17 protein-coding genes are annotated in these 16333 nt (G+C 62.9%); 8 read left to right on the forward strand and 9 right to left on the reverse strand.

The features are described from left to right. Positions 1-123: IS630 family transposase (locus tag Q8P46_12265; protein ID MDP2620929.1), on the forward strand; the 123-nt coding region annotated here is incomplete at its 5' end. 22 nt (positions 124-145) lie between these two features. Here the strand turns inward: Q8P46_12265 and Q8P46_12270 are convergent. The 6 genes from Q8P46_12270 to Q8P46_12295 form a co-directional block, all read right to left on the reverse strand. Further along, complete coding sequence (locus Q8P46_12270; GenBank protein MDP2620930.1) at positions 146-937, reverse strand: DUF2189 domain-containing protein; 792 nt, start codon at positions 935-937, stop codon at positions 146-148. A 154-nt stretch (positions 938-1091) separates the two neighbouring features. Further along, complete coding sequence (locus Q8P46_12275; protein ID MDP2620931.1) at positions 1092-1676, reverse strand: hypothetical protein; 585 nt, start codon at positions 1674-1676, stop codon at positions 1092-1094. A 152-nt stretch (positions 1677-1828) separates the two neighbouring features. Continuing rightward, entirely contained in the window at positions 1829-2800 is a 972-nt protein-coding gene (locus tag Q8P46_12280) for a glycosyltransferase family 2 protein (protein ID MDP2620932.1), read from the reverse strand. A 5-nt stretch (positions 2801-2805) separates the two neighbouring features. Next, entirely contained in the window at positions 2806-3756 is a 951-nt protein-coding gene (locus Q8P46_12285) for a sulfotransferase (protein ID MDP2620933.1), read from the reverse strand. Between the two features lie 27 nt (positions 3757-3783). After that, a complete protein-coding gene (locus tag Q8P46_12290) occupies positions 3784-4569 on the reverse strand; it encodes a Stf0 family sulfotransferase (protein ID MDP2620934.1) in 786 nt (261 codons plus the stop codon). Positions 4570-4657: 88 nt separating this feature from the next. Continuing rightward, entirely contained in the window at positions 4658-5542 is an 885-nt protein-coding gene (locus Q8P46_12295; GenBank protein ID MDP2620935.1) for a glycosyltransferase family 2 protein, read from the reverse strand. A 666-nt stretch (positions 5543-6208) separates the two neighbouring features. Between Q8P46_12295 and Q8P46_12300 the strand changes: the two genes are divergently transcribed. From Q8P46_12300 to Q8P46_12315, 4 genes are all read left to right on the forward strand, one after another. Next, positions 6209-6550, forward strand: a complete 342-nt coding sequence (locus Q8P46_12300; protein MDP2620936.1) for a metalloregulator ArsR/SmtB family transcription factor — start codon at positions 6209-6211, stop codon at positions 6548-6550. A 300-nt stretch (positions 6551-6850) separates the two neighbouring features. Next, positions 6851-7951 carry a tricarboxylate transporter gene (locus Q8P46_12305; protein MDP2620937.1) on the forward strand — a complete coding sequence of 367 codons (1101 nt, stop codon included), beginning with the start codon at positions 6851-6853 and terminating at the stop codon, positions 7949-7951. A 68-nt stretch (positions 7952-8019) separates the two neighbouring features. After that, complete coding sequence (locus Q8P46_12310; GenBank protein ID MDP2620938.1) at positions 8020-10044, forward strand: tripartite tricarboxylate transporter permease; 2025 nt, start codon at positions 8020-8022, stop codon at positions 10042-10044. Between the two features lie 5 nt (positions 10045-10049). Further along, positions 10050-11135: a 4-oxalomesaconate tautomerase gene (locus tag Q8P46_12315; protein MDP2620939.1), complete on the forward strand. Its 1086-nt coding sequence runs from the start codon at positions 10050-10052 to the stop codon at positions 11133-11135. On the opposite strand, the gene Q8P46_12320 is transcribed toward Q8P46_12315, so the two are convergent. After that, entirely contained in the window at positions 11132-11374 is a 243-nt protein-coding gene (locus Q8P46_12320; GenBank protein ID MDP2620940.1) for a hypothetical protein, read from the reverse strand. The two genes, Q8P46_12315 and Q8P46_12320, sit on opposite strands and share 4 nt — an antisense overlap. A gap of 6 nt (positions 11375-11380) precedes the next feature. Beyond that, positions 11381-12154 (reverse strand): sulfite exporter TauE/SafE family protein, encoded by a 774-nt coding sequence (locus tag Q8P46_12325; GenBank protein ID MDP2620941.1) that lies wholly within the window; start codon positions 12152-12154, stop codon positions 11381-11383. A 391-nt stretch (positions 12155-12545) separates the two neighbouring features. Here Q8P46_12325 and Q8P46_12330 point away from each other — a divergent pair, with 391 nt between their 5' ends. Next, complete coding sequence (locus tag Q8P46_12330; GenBank protein ID MDP2620942.1) at positions 12546-13172, forward strand: GntR family transcriptional regulator; 627 nt, start codon at positions 12546-12548, stop codon at positions 13170-13172. Positions 13173-13578: 406 nt separating this feature from the next. Continuing rightward, on the forward strand, positions 13579-14379 hold the full coding sequence (rquA, locus tag Q8P46_12335) for a rhodoquinone biosynthesis methyltransferase RquA (protein MDP2620943.1): 801 nt from the start codon (positions 13579-13581) through the stop codon (positions 14377-14379). Between the two features lie 61 nt (positions 14380-14440). Here the strand turns inward: rquA and Q8P46_12340 are convergent, their stop codons facing one another. Further along, positions 14441-15214, reverse strand: a complete 774-nt coding sequence (locus Q8P46_12340) for a glucose 1-dehydrogenase (protein ID MDP2620944.1) — start codon at positions 15212-15214, stop codon at positions 14441-14443. A gap of 255 nt (positions 15215-15469) precedes the next feature. On the opposite strand from Q8P46_12340, the gene Q8P46_12345 reads away from it, so the two are divergent. After that, the gene (locus Q8P46_12345) at positions 15470-16234 is read left to right on the forward strand and encodes a CmcI family methyltransferase (GenBank protein MDP2620945.1); all 765 of its coding nucleotides are present in this window, start codon (positions 15470-15472) and stop codon (positions 16232-16234) included. The last annotated feature ends 99 nt before the right edge of the window (positions 16235-16333 follow it).

A 16333-nucleotide genomic window follows, 5' to 3' on the forward strand; every position in this document is an offset into this window, starting at 1 on the left:
ACCCTCATCGAGGAAATCGCCGCCTGGGAGCACGATCGCAATGCCCATCACACCAAGTCCGACTGGCACTTCACCACCAAAGACGCTCGCACTAAACTCAAGCATCTATACCCTTCAATCTGACTGAATCAGCCGACTAGCCGCGTCACTCGACAGCCTTGCGATACAGATGCCATGTTGCATGCCCGAGCACCGGCATCACCACCGCGAGGCCGACGAACAACGGCGCTGAACCGATCACCAGCAGGCCGGCGACGATAAAGCCCCACAGCAACATCGTCACGGGATTGGCCAGACTGACCCTGACCGAGGTTTGAATGGCCGCCGTTGCGCCGACGTTCCGGTCCAGAAGCAGCGGGAATGAGATCGCGCTGACGGCCAGGACCACGAGGGCAAAAATGAAGCCCACGCCGCAGCCGACGATGATCAGGGTCCAACCCGCCGGGGTCGCGAAAACCTGCTGCGCGAACTCCAGAATCGACACCGGCATCACGCTACCGAAGATTGCCCAATAGATAAGTTGAGCCGCGGCGAGCCATGCGAAATAGAGCCCCCCGAGAACGACGCTAAGCACCACGATCGAGCCCAGCGACGGGGATTGGAAGATTTCGAAGGCATCCTGCCAGGAGGGATCGAGCCCGGCTTCGCGCCGCCGGCTCATTTCGTACAGGCCGATCGCCGCCAGGGGGCCGATCAGGGCAAATCCAGAAACCAGCGGAAAGACGAACGGCAACACGTCGTATCCGGCGGCGATCCTGGCCGCAAACAGACCGATGACGGGATAAATCACGACAAGGAGAAGGATGTGGCTTGGTTTGTGCTTGAAATCGTCCAGGCCCTTGGCCAAGGCGTCCATGAGATCGGCGGGGCCAATCGTTCGTATGTTCAGGCGAGCGGGGCCGGCGGCCGCGGTGGCAATCGTCTCTTCATTCGCCATGGTCGTGCCTCCCGAAGTGCTCCAAAGCATGCTACAGGCCCGATCCTCGAGCAAGCTCAAAGCAGACAACAGCGGCCGGGCGGCAATCGCCGGCCAGAACGCTCATCCTTCGAATCACAGGCTCCAACCCCGCCCCGCCGGGGTGCATGGAATCCTAGCTTCGTCTCAGGAAAACCAGACCGCTCTTGCTGAAATAGCAATTGGGCACGTCCCGCACCGCAATATCCCGGAACAGCTCGTTGTCGATCGACAGGGTGAAACCTTGTTGATCGAATTTCTCGACCCAATACTCCTGGGGCTGGTTGTTGACGTGATGATGTCCCGACTGGCCGGGCAGCCCATGGGTCATCACCACCACGGAGCCGTTTATGAGCGTTCGCATCAGATTGCCCACATGGGCAGGCTCGATATGTTCGGCCACCTCCACGCAATGGGTCATGTCGCAAGGAAAAATGTATGGCCCCTTCGTGAGATCGTGGAGCGCTATGGGATACTTGGCATTGCGAACGTTGCGTTCCAGACCATCGATCCCGTGAGCGATCACGCCCAGGCGATGGAACACGTACGGCGCATGCCCTTCGCCGCTGCCGATGTCGAGCAGCGTCCGCACCGAGAAACGGTCGACGAGGTAGCGCCAAAAGCCGGGCGTGATGGCGTTGGTGTCGCCGTGATGTAAATTGCCGCCGAGGCTCTCCGAGCCATCCTCCACCACGGTGAAATCCTTCCAATAGTCCTGCATGGGGGCCCGAAACGATCCGATCAGCGCCAAAGTCTAGACAATCGACAAACTACATCCACTCGACGCACTGCCCGAGGGCGGTCATCGGGACATGGCCAGCGGGGTGGGCCCGCCTGATGGCCTCCGCTCGGATCGGGATGGTAACAGGCGTTTCACGCAAGGTATCCCCGCGGCATGCTCATCAGACCGAGAGCAACCAGTTGCAGGCTGTTTTCGTACCGGACCGAGCCCTCATGATAGGCGGTGAGCTCGGGAATTGCGGCCATTATTTCCGCATAAGCCGCATATTGGCGGGCGGCGGCGAAATGTTCCTTTCGATCCGCCTCGACTTGTACCCTCATCAGGAAATCCTGAAGGAACTTGAAATGCAGGAGGACGCCGGTCGCCTCGGCCTTTCGCGCCCCGCGCAAGGTGTGCGTCGACAGGTCGAATGCAAGACCCTGTTGCCACTTCACCAAGGGCAGCTTCGGCAGGAAAGGAGACGGATGCTGCCGACCATACCCATCCCAGAATAACCTTTGCCGCGGCCCGCCACGTATCATGACTTTCGCGCCGCCCGGATCCCTGCCGGAATAGTCGTAGCCATCGTCGTCGAAAAACGGGCAGGTGGCCAGAAAAGGTTCGCCGCGGCGATAGCCGGTATCTTTGATGGGCGTCCCGGAATACATATCGAGAAGGGGCGCTTGCATGCACTGGGCCTTCACGCCGTCCAAGTATCCAACCAGATCCCGGAGGCTGAACGCCTCGCAGCGCGGGTAGACGAAGAGCTCGTCCGCGTCGAGGACAAGAACCCAATGCCCCCGAGCGTAGCGGTCCAGCAGCTCGTTGGTCCAGTTTATGCCGCACTTGCTTGCTGCGTAGCTCTCATCGGTAGCGAACAAGGACACATCCGATTGCGAGCTCAAATATTCAAGCGTCCCATCGGTTGAGCCATTGTCCACTATGACAAACCGGTCCACGCCGAGCTTGCGGTGATAGTCCAGAAACCAAGCGATCCGCAGAAGCTCGTCGCGGACACATGCGATGAGCAGGATTTCCGCTGCGGCGATCCGCAGCGCCTTCGATCGGAGCTCGAGGCTCGATCCGCGCGTGCCGGCGGCAGCTATGCGTCGCCCTTCCGTCATAGCCCTTAGGAGTATCCCAGCTTCTTCATGAGCTGCATTTCCCGCTCGCCGAAGAACTTCAGACTGTCCGCCGGGCGACCACGAACCGCCCTGTCCGGATCGATCAAATCCGCCGCTTCCGCGATCCAGGCCGGCGAGGCTTCGAAACCCAGGAATGAACGAATGTCCTCCAAAATAGCGACGGGATCGCGAATGAGCGCCTCATAGCGGACCTCCAGATATGTGCCCTGCCGCAGCCGCGTGGCCTCGTCCCATGTTCGCATCAGCCTTAAGAACCAGAGATCGATGAATGCCGTCAGCGGAAGCTCGCGCTCCTCGATCCCCGAATGGTAGTTGTTGAATGACGGCGCGCTCCAATAGGCCTCCTTCGCGGCGGCCAGCGCCCGGTAACCCGGATGCCGGGACATCGAGTGGACGACCGCCGCGCCGTCTCGGATCAAATGAATGAAGCTGCAATCCGGCCATAAAGCCTGCAGCGTCGCCATGAACCATCCATAGTCCGGCGTCTTGTCCGCCCACGTCCGCTTGTTCGACTCTCGCGCGAACATCTGTCCCAGCAAGTCGCAGAATTCCCGTACCGTCATTTCCGGCGCGGCATTGGCGATCTCCCGGATGTGCCGTTCATCGAGCTCCGTCACCGGCTTGCCGGTGACATGCCTGGTGCGCCGGACGATGTCGAGCAGCATCTCCGTCCTGGCAACGGACATGCCAAACCACTCGTACATCTTCGGGATCCAATGGGTCTCCGGGAAGACATAGACCTCCGGATGCAAATTCATCATTCGCTGCAACAGTGTGCTTCCACAGCGCCCTGTTCCGACGATACAGAAGCGCACTGAGCCCCCCTTGATTCCTCGGCCGGCACCGGCGGCCGTCCGGCCGATATGCGCGAATGCGCAGCCCAAACTATCATTCCATCCCGGCTCGTGGCTACTGAACGCTGCTGTCGATCCCATCCGTTTCGGCTTTGCTCTACCGCGGCTTCAACGCGGCGTTGCCGGTCCAACCAGCTTGGTGGGGAGCAACTCATGGGGAGACCAGGCAAAGAGATCGTCCCGGAAACGCACCTGCAGCGCCCGGGCGCGTTCGTCCTCCTGCTGCCGGATCGGCAACGTGTCGGGCCATTTCTCTTCATGAAATTCCAACGACAGGAAATCCATTATGGCTCTGGCCGCATGCTTAAAATCTCTTTGTACGTCTTCATATACATATGCCGGCACCGTCATTCCCGATTTTTCAAAGAATAATTTCCATAGATAATCGTGACTTATGAAATGCTGGTAGTACGTGTTTATGTCATGAAACGAATAGTCGATCGGGCCGGCTTCCTGAGCCTCTCCGGCGTCGACCTGCCAAATTCCGGTGCTCTTCGCCATGAAGAACGAGACCGCTTGCGCGATCTTGTCTCTGCGAACGAGTTGGACGAACTTCGTATTCGGAAACAAGGTTGCAAATTCGCCGGCGGCCTCCCCGTTCAAGCCCAGAAAACGAGCCAGATTGTTCCGATGCGGCCACATCAGTTTTGTTGCGTAGGCGCCGTCTCGAACGGGTGACAATGCTTCGCGCAATGCGGCTTCCAATCGCGCCTCGCTCATTTTGTACCAGGTCGACACCGCGTTGAACTTCTCAAGATCGAACGCGAGATTGGTCTGAAGGCGAAGAAGCCGACCAAGGATTGTGGAGCCGGATCGGAACGTTGATGCGAGAATCAAAGTCCGACCAATGCCGTTTTCCCTCAATATGCCGTCAAACGCCGCTCTTGGGTTCATGGTGTGGCTCCGGCGCCCGGAATTCCTCAAACGCCTTCACGCTCGAGCGCAACGACGCCGCCATTGCCGCCTTGAACGGGGAGGGGCGTCATCGCGTGGCGTGCAGCTCGCGCAGCAAATCTCGCATCGTCAAATCCTGCACGACGACACCTTCAGCGCGCTCGCGCTCAAGCTGACTTGCAGACGGCAGTGCCTCACTCATCGCCGCCTTCGGCCCCTCGGCGATCAACTTACGATACCAACGGCGCGAGTGCCATCCTGCATACGGCGAGACATCGGTATTCTGGACATACCCTTCGCCGTTTTGCCGAACATTGACTCGGAATTGCTCAACGGAGCGGACCGGAAAATGATAGATCGCAATGTCCGCCTGCCGCGATGCCGCTTCGCCGTCATAGATGGCCCAATGGTTCCCCTGACGGACCGTTTTCAACCCCTTCGCGCGGGTCAGGACCTTCGGTGGCAACGCGAAATAGAAATACGGGCAAGGCAGTTCGTCGGTTAGATAGTCTTTCGGCCGCATCACGGGAACCGGCGACGCGACCCTGTAAACAAGCCTTTCCGGCCATGGGGTGCTGTCGTCGTCATCGTAGGCGTAGACCATGTTTCGGCGCCCGCAAACCAAGATGTCTGCGTCGACCGAAGCCAGCCCGCTCTTCAACTGTCCTGTCGGAGAGACCCAGAACTCGTCGGCGTCATTGTGCAATATCCAGTCCGCCCCCAACCTGTCTCGGGCCATCAGCGCCATGCGTGTGACCCACTTGCCCTGCGAGAAGTCGTGTCCCGGCTCGTCGAGGACCGTTGCGACGCCGAGACGCTCAAATTCCGACAAAATCTCCCGGGTTCCGTCCACCGACCCGTTGTCGGTGGCAATCACGTGATCGACGCCGTGCGCGAGGTGGAATTCCATGTTCTGGCGGACGATATCGATCTCGTTGCGCACGAGAAGCGACATGACCAGTTTCAGATTCATTGCCTAACCGACATACCGATCGTCATGCGCGTTGCCCACGATGCGCGCGATCGGCAGGCTAGCACCGGCAGTCGACGGGCGTCCACAATGCCGCCCGCACGGGGCCGGATCGCGGGAACCGCTCTAGGCGTCGGGGTCCGGCTTGGGTGATGGTTCGAGCCGCTCGGAAAGAAGCGTTGGCAAGTCGATATCCGCGTCCTCGCCGTCGCTTGGCCCGGCGAGGATGCTCTCAAGTCCGCCATCGCGATATGACCATGGTTAGACGACGCCTGGCTTCCTCCGCAGCTGCGCCACGGAGGGCAGACGACGGCCGCTTGCGGCCGTCGCCAAGCCGGAAGCGGCTGTGGAAGCAAGGAAACGGCGGCGCGTAATATTGAAAGACATCTCGGTGGCTCCCCTTGTTCTGTGGTACCCGTTGAATAAAACGGGGAACAATCTGGACTCTGGCAATAACGTGCCGATGAACCTTTCTTGTCCGTTCGTTGAAATCGGGGGTGGCCGCCGTCTCGATTGGCGTCTCGCCTCAAGCTCCAATTCCCCATGAAAGCCACCACCCGGACAGCGTATGGACCGGGCGCGCGATTTTTGGCATAGCTAAATTCGCATATGCTGACAAACCGGCGATCGGTCGATCAAGAACACGCTTGCAAATGACAGGTCAAGACCGTGGCCCAGGCCGCATCGAAAACTGATCTGAACGAAGACGACGTCGCCGAGCTGATCGCCAATGCCGAGAAGGCGGCGGACTACCTGAAAGTGCTGTCCAACGAGGGGCGGCTCATGATCCTCTGCCATCTGGTCGAGGGCGAACGCTCGGTGACGGAGTTGGAGCGTCTGCTCGCCGTACGCCAGCCGACGGTCTCGCAGATGCTGGCGCGCCTGCGCCTTGAGGGTCTGGTCGAGACCCGCCGCGAGGGTAAGGCGGTTTTCTACCGCCTCACCGATGACCGGGCGCGGCATTTGCTCGAAGTGATCCACGACATATTCTGCGCTCGAAGGAAAGACTGAACATGTTTCGGCCGCGGTGCGCCCGTGAACGATGAGAGCGGCGCTTTAGACGCCTTGTGGGAGGAAGCCGAGGTGGATTGGCCTTCAAAGCCGGCTCTGTTCGCCTTGCGCAGCCTTGGCCGCGGCATGCCAAGCTATGACGTCCTGATTGGCCGAGGCGGCACCGTGCGATCTCATGCGATCGCAATCGGCGGTTGGGACCTCGCGGAAAGTTCCGCTATGATGAAGCCGGGATAAAGGCCTCAGCGTGTCATGCGGCCTTGCAGCCCCACAGCCTAGGCAATGAACTGGGAGGAACCGATGAAATTCCCTTGGAAACTGACTTCAACGGCAGCGGCCGGCGCCATGGCGCTCACGGCGCTGGGGCTGACGGCCGTCGGGCCGGCGGCCGCCGCCGACTTTTCGGGCAAGACCATCGAATGGATCATTCCGTTCTCCGAGGGCGGCGGATCAGACAAGTGGGCGCGCTTCTACGCGCCGCTTCTGTCCGAGGCGCTGCCCGGCAATCCGGCCGTCGTCGTCAAGAACATGCCGGGCTCCGGCTCGACCAAGGGGGCGAACTATTTCGCCGAGCGCGCCGAACCCGACGGCCTGACGATCTTCGGCAGCTCCGGCTCGACGCAGTTCCCCTATCTGCTCGGCGATCCGCGCGTGAAATTCGATTATAAGGATTGGCATGTCGTTCTCGCCTCGGCGACCGGCGGCGTCGCCTATCTTCCGGGCGACCTCGGCGCGCAATGGAAAAAGGACCCCCAGTCGGTTATCGACAACACCTCCTTCATCTACGGCTCGCAGAGCGCTACCGGCCTCGACCTCATTCCGCTGCTCGCCTTCGAGATGCTCGGCATGAAGGTCGATCCGGTTTTCGGCCTCAAGGGCCGCGGCGATGGTCGTCTGATGTTCGAGCGCGGCGAGGTCAATATCGATTACCAGACCTCGTCCGCCTTCGTATCCGGCGTGACGCCGCTGGTCGAAGAGGGCAAGGCCGTGCCGATCATGGCCTGGGGCGATCTGGACGATGACGGCAATATCGTCCGCGATCCGACTTACCCGGATATTCCGACTTTCAAGGAAGTCTGCGAGCAGATCGCCGCCTGCCAGACGTCGGGCGAGAAATGGGACGCCTGGAAGGCCTTCTTCATCGCCGGCTTCCCGGCGCAGAAGATGGTGTTCCTGCCCAAGGGCGCATCGCAGGATCTGATCGACACCTATTCCAATGCCTTCAAGGCGATCACCGAGCGGCCCGACTTCGCCGCCACCTCCGAGATACACTTGGGCGTCTACCCGCAGGCCACCGGCAAGGCCGCCGACGTCCGCAAGAAGCTCGGCACGGAAGTCGATCCCAAGGCCACCGCCTGGATCAAGGGGTGGTTGAAGGAGCGCTTCGGCGTCGATCTCTAAGCCACTACGACCTGCGGCCGGACGGAACCCCTGTCCGGCCGTAGGGGTCTCGATATCGGGAGGCGGTAGTGGATTTCTTTGCAACGGCCGCTCCGGCCCTCGGCGAAGCCTTTTCGCTGATCGTGCAGCCGCAACAGTTGATGCATCTCATAATCGGCGTGCTGCTCGGCCTCTCCGTGGGCGTGTTCCCCGGGCTCGGCGGAATTGCCGGCCTTTCTCTCGTCCTGCCCTTTCTTTACGGTATGGACCCGGTGTCCGGGCTTGCCCTCATGGTCGGCCTGGTCGCGGTCATTCCCACCTCCGACACCTTCGCCTCGGTTCTGATGGGAATACCCGGGTCGTCGGCAAGCCAAGCCACGGTCCTCGACGGCTTTCCACTGTCCAAGCAGGGACAGGCGGCACGCGCCCTGTCGGCGGCCTTCGCCTCCTCGCTGTTCGGCGGCCTCTTCGGCGCGGTGATCCTCACCTTCTTCATTCTGCTGGCGCGGCCGCTGATCCTGACGTTCGGTCTGCCGGAGCTGTTGATGCTCACCATTCTCGGCTTCTCGATGGTCGGAGTGCTGGCCGGGCAGAGCCTGCTCAAGGGCCTGATCGCGGCCGGCCTGGGTATGGCCGTCGGGGCCATCGGCGAGGCGCCGGCGCAGGGTTCCCCGCGCATGGATTTCGGTTTCTGGTACATCCGGGACGGCCTTCAACTGGTCATCGTCGGCTTGGGTATATTCGCCATTCCCGAAATCATCTCGCTGTTGCGGCAGGACCGCGCCATTTCGGAGGATGCGACACTCGGCGCCGGATGGATGGACGGCGTCCGCGACTGGTGGGCCAATCTCTGGCTTTCCATCCGCTGCGCCGTCATCGGCGTGATCGTCGGCGTCATTCCGGGCCTTGGCGGCTCGGTGGTGGACTGGATCGCCTATGGCCACACCGTCCAGTCGTCCAAGGACAAGGAGAGCTTCGGCAAGGGGAACATTCGCGGCGTGATCGGCCCGGAAAGCTCGAACAACGCCAAGGAAGGCGGCGGGCTGGTGCCGACGCTTCTGTTCGGAATTCCCGGCTCGGGCTCGATGGCCGTCTTTCTCGGCGGCATGATCCTGGTCGGCTACGAGGCCGGCCCGCAGATGATCAAGACCAACCTGTCGGTCACCTATACGGTGGTCTGGTCGCTGGCGTTCGCCAACGTCATCGGCGCCGGCCTGTGCATCCTCCTGTCGGGCGGCGTCGCCAGGCTCACCACCATTCGTTTCCCGCTGCTGGTGCCGTTCCTGTTCATGATGATTTCCTTCGCCGCGTTTCAGTCGCGCGAGACGCTTTGGGATCTCGGCGCTCTGTTCGGCATCGGCCTGCTCGCCATCTTCATGCGGCGCTTCGATTGGCCGCGCCCGGCTTTCCTGATCGGTTTCGTGCTCGCCGACCAGGCCGAGGTCTACACCTATCAGGCGACCCAGATCACAATCACCCGGTTCCACCGCAGCTTCGCGGAAGGGTTCCACTACATCTTCTCGCCGACCGTGATCGTGCTCATCATCGTTACCGTGGTGTCGGTCTATTTCGGCGCCAAGCAGTCGACGACGATCCATGAACCGCATGGCGAAGCGGTCGACGGCCACTCCAAGCGCGGTCCACTGATTTTCGCCGGCATCGTCTTCGCCTTCCTGGCGATCATGGTCGCCGACTCCGCGCGCCTCTCGATCCTCATCGACAAGGTGTTCCCGCTGACCGTGGCGGGCTTGTCGGCTTTCGCAGCCGCGCTGTTGCTCATTCAGATGTGGCGAAGCCCTCTATCCAGCTCGCTTTTCGCCGATACCGACGTGCATGGCGATGACGCGGATGCCAGGCATGGCCTTTGGGCGACGCTTGCCTGGTTCTTGGCGCTTCTCGTGCTCACGTCGATATTCGGTTTCGTTATCGCGCTGATCCTGTTCTTCGTGCTATTCCTTCGCCTTCGTGAACGTTTGGGCTGGGTCCCGATCGCCGTCATGACGGCCGGGGGGCTGGGGATTCTTCTTGTCATGGCCGGCTCGCTCAACCGCGATTTCCCGCCCGGCGTGCTGCAGTCCCTGGTCGATCTGCCGTGGCCTTTCGCCGGGAGGTAGGGCCCATGCCGCAACGCGAAATTCCCTGCATCCTGATGCGCGGCGGCACCTCGCGCGGCCCCTATTTCAACGCCGCCGACCTTCCCTCCGACCGCGAGACCCTGGGCGAGGTACTGATGGCGGCGATGGGCGCCGGCGTGCCGTTGCAGGTCGACGGCGTCGGCGGCGCCCAGCCGACGACCAGCAAGGTCGCCGTGCTCTCGCCCTCGGCAAGCGAGCGCGCCGACATCGACTATCTGTTCGCCCAGGTCCACGCGGTCGAGCGCTCGGTCGACTTCAAGCCGAGCTGCGGCAACATCTTGGCCGGCGTCGGCCCGGCCGCCATCGAGATGGGCCTAGTCCCGGCCGATGGCGATCAGACGGTGGTGCGCATCCGCAACGTCAATACGGGCGCCTTCATCTCGGCCGTCGTCCAGACCCCCGGCGGCAAGGTCGAATATGAGGGCGATGCGCATATCGACGGCGTTCCCGGCACCGCCGCGCCGATCGTCCTCAATTTCATGGACGTGGTGGGCTCCAAGACCGGCGCGCTGTTTCCGACCGGAAGGCCGCAGGATCTGGTCGGCGGCATCGCCGTCACCTGCATCGACGTCGCCATGCCGATGGTCATCGCCCGGGCCGACGCCTTCGGCCTCACCGGCCACGAGACGCGCGAGGCGCTCGACGCCAACCGGGACTTCTTCGCCCGCATGGAGCCGGTGCGCATCGAGGCCGGCGGGATGATGGGCCTTGCCGACGTGGCGAAGTCCGTCGTTCCCAAGTTCGGCATCCTCGCCAAGCCCGCCCATGGCGGCGCGGTGGCGGCGCGCTATTTCATGCCCTGGGACTGCCATCCGACTTACGCCGTCACCGGCGCGATCTGCACCGGCTCGTGCCTGCTCGCGCCCGGCACCGTTGCCAAGGGGCTTGCCGACATCGGCAAGGAGCGTCCAGCCCGCGTGGTGATCGAGCATCCTTCCGGCACCATCGAGGTCGTTCTCAACTACGAGATCGACGAAGACGGCTTCAAGCTCAGATCGGCCGGTGTCCTCCGCACCGCCCGCAAGCTGTTTGAGGGCAAGCTCTCCATTCCCTCGCCGATCTGGCGCTAGACGCGGCGCCCCTCGCGCTTCAGCGCCGCCTTGCCCGCTTCCGTCGCGCGAACGAAAGCGCCAAGCCCGTTGCGGTGCGCGCGCGCCACCAGCCCCTGGTCGAGCGCGTCTTCCCACACCGTCAAGCGCGGACAGGAGGTGCGCCAGCGTTCCATGACCTCGTCGTAGGAGTGTTCCTCGACCGCCACCCACTCCACGAGGTCCAGTATGAGGGACCGGTTCTGTGCCTCGACCGACATGGTGGGTCACCAGTTCTTATAGGCAAGCCAGACAAAATTCAGCGCGCCGATGACGGTCAGAATATCGACCAGGCCGACGTGAAACTCAAGGCTCATCCGGCGCAGAAACGACCGGCCGATCCAGTTGCCGGGAATGGTCAACAGCCCGACCAGGACGCCGAGCAGAATAAGATGCGGCTCCAACAAGCGGGTGCCGCCGAACACGGTCAGGCGCACGACATTGGTGGTCAGCGCGATCACCGCCAGGGTGGCGACGAACGCCCCCTTGCTCAGGCCGTAGCCGAGCAGGAACGGGATCAGCAGCAGGCCGGGGCCAATGGTGGCGCCCGACAGGCCGCCATAGACGGCGCCGATGCCGCCGAGCGTGGCGGCATTCGCCTTGATGGCGCGCGACTGGGCCCAGCGGCGGATGGGGATCGAGACGAGGATGACGGCGGCCAGCAATATGGCAATGACGGCCGAGGTGAGACGCCCATAGACGAGCGCACCGGCGATGATGCACGGGATCGCCGGCAGGGTGACGGCGAGATAGGCAGCGCGGTTGAACTCCTTCACATTGAGCAGGGCGCGCGCGCCGTGGCTGATGAGGAGCGCGATGGAGAGCATCGGCACGATGGGCTTCACCCCGATGATCGGGGCGAGAGCGGCGGTCAGGAGCAGCCCTCCGGCGACCCCGGTCGCGCCGTGGATGGCCGAGCTCGCCAGGGTGACGAGAACGACGAGAATGAGGGTTACGGTCGAGAATTCGGCGAACGCCGCGCGGAACAGCTCGTCGATCACGGCAGAGGCGCCCCGGCGCGCATTCGCCGATCGTTTGGGGAGGTTTTCTGCATAAGCGTGCTCGTTTGAACTATTGCATACGGTTGTATACATTTCGCGCTCACAGGCAAAGGCGTTAGGGCCTGTTGACAGTTATCTTGCGAGGTCTGGTTTGTGCGGAATCGGTGCGAGGCCAGGAGCGAGGACGATGGACATGCGGCGCATATTCGAGGACGAGCGACGCCGCATCGCGCCGATTGCGCCAAATCCCGCAGGGACGGGGCCCCTTTTCCCGCCCGCGTTGTCGCAGACGCCTTGTGGTGGGAAAGCACCACGGCGGCGCCTGCTCCTGGCGGGCGGAAAAATCGGCTCCCGCCAGATCCGCAACATAACTGTCAACAGGCCCTAGGCCATGCAGGCGCGAACCGGCGCGGACATCTATGCCAAGCTGTTGGCGGCCATCGAGGAAGGCATGCTGCGGCCGGGCACGCGGTTGCGCGAAGCGGAGCTGGCGCGGGAATTCGGCGTCAGCCGGACGCCCATCCGCGAGGCCCTGAAGCGGCTGGAGGCGCAGGGCCTTGCCGTGCACGAGCCGAACCGGGGCATGGTCATCCCGGTCCTCGGACACGAAGAGATCAACGAGCTCTACATGGTCAGGCGGGTGCTGGAGGGCACAGTCGCCCGTTTCGCCGCCCAGCATGCCAGCGACGCCGAGATCGAGATCCTGCGGGGCATGATCGCTGAGGATCGCCGCCACGTCGAAGATGCCGAGGCCTTGGCAAAATCGAACCGGGAGTTTCACCGCCGGCTGACGCTCGCCAGCCACAACCGATATCTGATCGAGCAGGTCGCCCATTTAAGACAGGCGATCCTGCTTCTCGCCGGCACGACCTTGGTCGACCCGGCGCGCCGGAAATCGGCCGTCGAGGAACATGCGCGCATCGTCGAAGCCATCGCGGGTCACGATGGCGATGAGGCCGAGGAAGCCGCCCGCCATCACATCGGCCAGGCCCACGCCGCGCGCCTGCGGGCGATCTAGGGTATTTGCCGGTCAGGCATAAAGGACATTTGCGGAACCAAACCAGGACTTCGCCTTTGTCGGGCATTGCCGGGCTGACGGCGCGATAAATGGCAGCGGCGCGCGGCATCGGCCGTATGGCAGGCGGCAAGGCCCCTCGCGGTGCGAAATGTGCGGTGCGAAACATGATCGCACCGTCGCACGCCGGCGGCCGCCATTTTCCACTTGGCTTCATTCGATTTGCGTGCTGTCTGCTTGACTGCGCGCCCATTCCTGAGCATTGCAGGCATCGGTGCGGGCATGAAGCGGCCGCCTGGCAGCGTGATCCATGAGCCGCTTCGTGCTGATATGATCAACATCAATGTGCTGCACCGCAAGAGTTGCTCGATTGACGCCGATCGCATCATCGTCCAGAGGGAGCCTTACCATGGATGCAACCGAAAGCTTCGTCGAAGCCCCGAACCCGTCACAACCAGCATCCGACTTCGCCGTGTCCGTCACGTGCGTCGCCGGGGCCAAGAAGCCAAGCCGCTTGCACCAGACCAGGGCTCCGGAAATCCCGGCCTATCTGTGGGAAAACTATTACTGGGCCTACCTGAATCCGCGCAACGTCCGGCTCCTCGACCGCGAGATCGTGGTCAAATTCATCCTCTGGGGCCAGCATCGCCGTCTGCGCCGCGCGGCGTTTTCCGAGCTCGAGCCTGGCCAGCACGTCTTGCAGCCGGCCTGCGTGTACGGCGACTTCTCAGCGGCACTGGCGGCGTATCTGGGCCGGGAAAGTCGCCTCGAGATCACCGACGTCGCCCCGATTCAGCTCGCGACCTGCCGGCGGAAGCTGTGGAAAATGTCGCAGGCGACAATACGCCGCGCCGATGCGTCCCGGCCGGACGACAAGAGCTACGACGCGGTGTGCTGCTACTTCCTGCTGCACGAGTTGCCCGACGACTATAAGCGCAGCGTCACCAGTTCCTTGCTCGAGCGCATCCCGCCCGGCGGCAAGGTCGTCTTTGTCGACTATCACAAGCCGCACTGGGCCCACCCGATGAAGCCGATCACCAGCTTCATCTTCGACAGGCTGGAGCCGTTCGCCAAGAGCCTGTGGCGCCACGAGATCGTCGATTTCGCCAGCGAGCCCGACGCGTTCGACTGGCGCAAGAAGACCTTTTTCGGGGGTCTGTTCCAAAAAGTCGTCGCCCAGCGCAAGCCCATAGCGTCCGACGCCGGCTGATCGGCAAGCAGGGCAGGGTGGGCACGGGAGCAGCGCGCCTGCCTCCCGTGAGATGCTTGTTTCAGTGCATTTCCTTGCCGCCATCGACATTGATGGTCTGGCCGGTGATGAAGTCGCTAGCCGGCGAAGACAGGAACATCACCGTGCCGACCAGATCGTCGGGGTATTGCGGCCGGCCGAGCGCCCGGCCTTCGGCCGCCTTGCTCAGATGCTCGTTCGATGAGGAGGCAAGCTGGGTGTCGGAAAAGGTGAGCCCCGGCGTCACCGCGTTGACGGTGATGCCGAATGCGCCGACCTCGCGGGCGAGCGCCCGGGTCAGGCCGATGATACCGGCCTTCGACGCCGTGTAGTGGAGCCGGTTTGGCGTCCCCGCCCAGACCCGGTTCGACGAGATGTTGACGATCTTGCCGCGGCCCTGTTCGCGCATCGCCGGAAACACCGCCCGGCAGCACAGAAACACGCCGCGCAGATTGACCGCCATCACCCGGTCCCATTCCTCGACCGGAATCTCCAGCCATGAGCGGCGGGGAAGGGCGCTCATCAGCGAGGCATTGTTGACGAGCACGTCGATGGCGCCGAACCGCGCAAGCGCGGCCTCGGCCATGGCATGCACGGACTCAGGTTCCGATACGTCCGTCGCAACGGCGATCGCGTCTACGCCCTCGGCGAGGATGTCGCGCGCGACCGCCTCCGCGGCCTCTCCGTCGATGTCGGCGGCGACGACGCGCGCGCCGGCGCCGGCGAAGGCCTGGCAATAGACCTTGCCGATGCCCTTGCCGCCGCCGGTGACGATCACCGTTCGTCCGCTCAGATCGAAGCGCCGGTCGGCCGTCATGACCCGGACATCATGAAGTGAAAAATCGCCACGAATAGTTGAGGTTCCATCACCTCGTTAATGTCAAGTTTTAACCGATCTCCGAAGCGGCGACCGCGCCAGAGGTCGCAGTCTAGAGCATGGCCCGGCGATAGGGAATGATTCCCCGGACGGGGCGGGGCGAGCTTGAACTCGCCTGCAACCGTTGCGTGTGCTAGGTCGGGAATCGCGCTTTGACGGCGCGCTTGCCGCCGACGGACGCAAATGGGCCCCGTGATGAAGATCTCCATCGATACCGACGCGCGAACGCTCAAGATCGACGAAGGGGAAGAGCAGCGCTCCTTCGACCTGTTCTCCAGGGAGGCGGCGGAGCGCCTGGCGCGGCTGTGGGTCAAGGTCGGCTGGGTGCGTAAGGTCTCCTACGGCTATAGCTGGCTCGGCCGGCCGATCATCCAGATTCCCGACGACATGGTCCGCATCCAGGAGGCGGTCATTCAGCTCCGCCCCGACGTCATCGTCGAGACCGGCATCGCCCATGGCGGCTCGCTCGTCTATTACGCCAGCCTCTTGCAGCTCCTCGGCAAGGGCCGCGTCATCGGGATCGACATCGAGATCAGGCCGCACAACCGCGCCGCGATTCAAGCCCACCCGCTGTTCGAGCGCATCACCATGATCGAGGGCAGCTCCGTCGACCCGGACGTGGTCGCCGGGGTCGGGTCGCTGATCGAGCCCGGCGAGAAGGTCATGCTGATCCTCGATTCCAACCATTCCCGCGACCATGTCCTGGCCGAGCTCGAGGCCTATTGCGGGCTCGTTTCTCCCGGCTCCTACATCCTGTCCCAGGACGGCGTGATGGAGGAGGTCGCGGGGCTGCCGCGGGCGGGACCCGACTGGGACTGGAACAATCCCGCCGCGGCCAACCGCGCCTTCCTCGACCGCCACCCCGAATTCGAACTCGCCTCACCGCCGCGCCCCTTCGACGAGACGCTGGAGGCCCCGGACCTCACCCACCATAAGGCAGGCTGGCTGCGGCGCAGATAGAAAGCCGCCCCGCTTCCCGTACTGACAGAAGGGCCGATTTGCGTCATTCTAGAGCGGTTCATGGTTATAGGGAATCAATTTGTTGGGCCAAATCGGCCC

It is taken from the genome of Hyphomicrobiales bacterium (assembly GCA_030688605.1).
In the GTDB taxonomy this organism is placed as follows: domain Bacteria; phylum Pseudomonadota; class Alphaproteobacteria; order Rhizobiales; family NORP267; genus JAUYJB01.

What these genes read in the sequence shown, in the direction of transcription:
- Q8P46_12270 (MDP2620930.1), bottom strand. Translation starts at nt 937, where the DNA reads ATGGCGAATGAAGAGACGATTGCCACCGCGGCCGCCGGCCCCGCTCGC.
- Q8P46_12275 (MDP2620931.1), bottom strand. Translation starts at nt 1,676, where the DNA reads ATGCAGGACTATTGGAAGGATTTCACCGTGGTGGAGGATGGCTCGGAG.
- Q8P46_12280 (MDP2620932.1), bottom strand. Translation starts at nt 2,800, where the DNA reads ATGACGGAAGGGCGACGCATAGCTGCCGCCGGCACGCGCGGATCGAGC.
- Q8P46_12285 (MDP2620933.1), bottom strand. Translation starts at nt 3,756, where the DNA reads ATGGGATCGACAGCAGCGTTCAGTAGCCACGAGCCGGGATGGAATGAT.
- Q8P46_12290 (MDP2620934.1), bottom strand. Translation starts at nt 4,569, where the DNA reads ATGAACCCAAGAGCGGCGTTTGACGGCATATTGAGGGAAAACGGCATT.
- Q8P46_12295 (MDP2620935.1), bottom strand. Translation starts at nt 5,542, where the DNA reads ATGAATCTGAAACTGGTCATGTCGCTTCTCGTGCGCAACGAGATCGAT.
- Q8P46_12305 (MDP2620937.1), top strand. Translation starts at nt 6,851, where the DNA reads ATGAAATTCCCTTGGAAACTGACTTCAACGGCAGCGGCCGGCGCCATG.
- Q8P46_12315 (MDP2620939.1), top strand. Translation starts at nt 10,050, where the DNA reads ATGCCGCAACGCGAAATTCCCTGCATCCTGATGCGCGGCGGCACCTCG.
- Q8P46_12320 (MDP2620940.1), bottom strand. Translation starts at nt 11,374, where the DNA reads ATGTCGGTCGAGGCACAGAACCGGTCCCTCATACTGGACCTCGTGGAG.
- Q8P46_12330 (MDP2620942.1), top strand. Translation starts at nt 12,546, where the DNA reads ATGCAGGCGCGAACCGGCGCGGACATCTATGCCAAGCTGTTGGCGGCC.
- rquA (MDP2620943.1), top strand. Translation starts at nt 13,579, where the DNA reads ATGGATGCAACCGAAAGCTTCGTCGAAGCCCCGAACCCGTCACAACCA.
- Q8P46_12340 (MDP2620944.1), bottom strand. Translation starts at nt 15,214, where the DNA reads ATGACGGCCGACCGGCGCTTCGATCTGAGCGGACGAACGGTGATCGTC.
- Q8P46_12345 (MDP2620945.1), top strand. Translation starts at nt 15,470, where the DNA reads ATGAAGATCTCCATCGATACCGACGCGCGAACGCTCAAGATCGACGAA.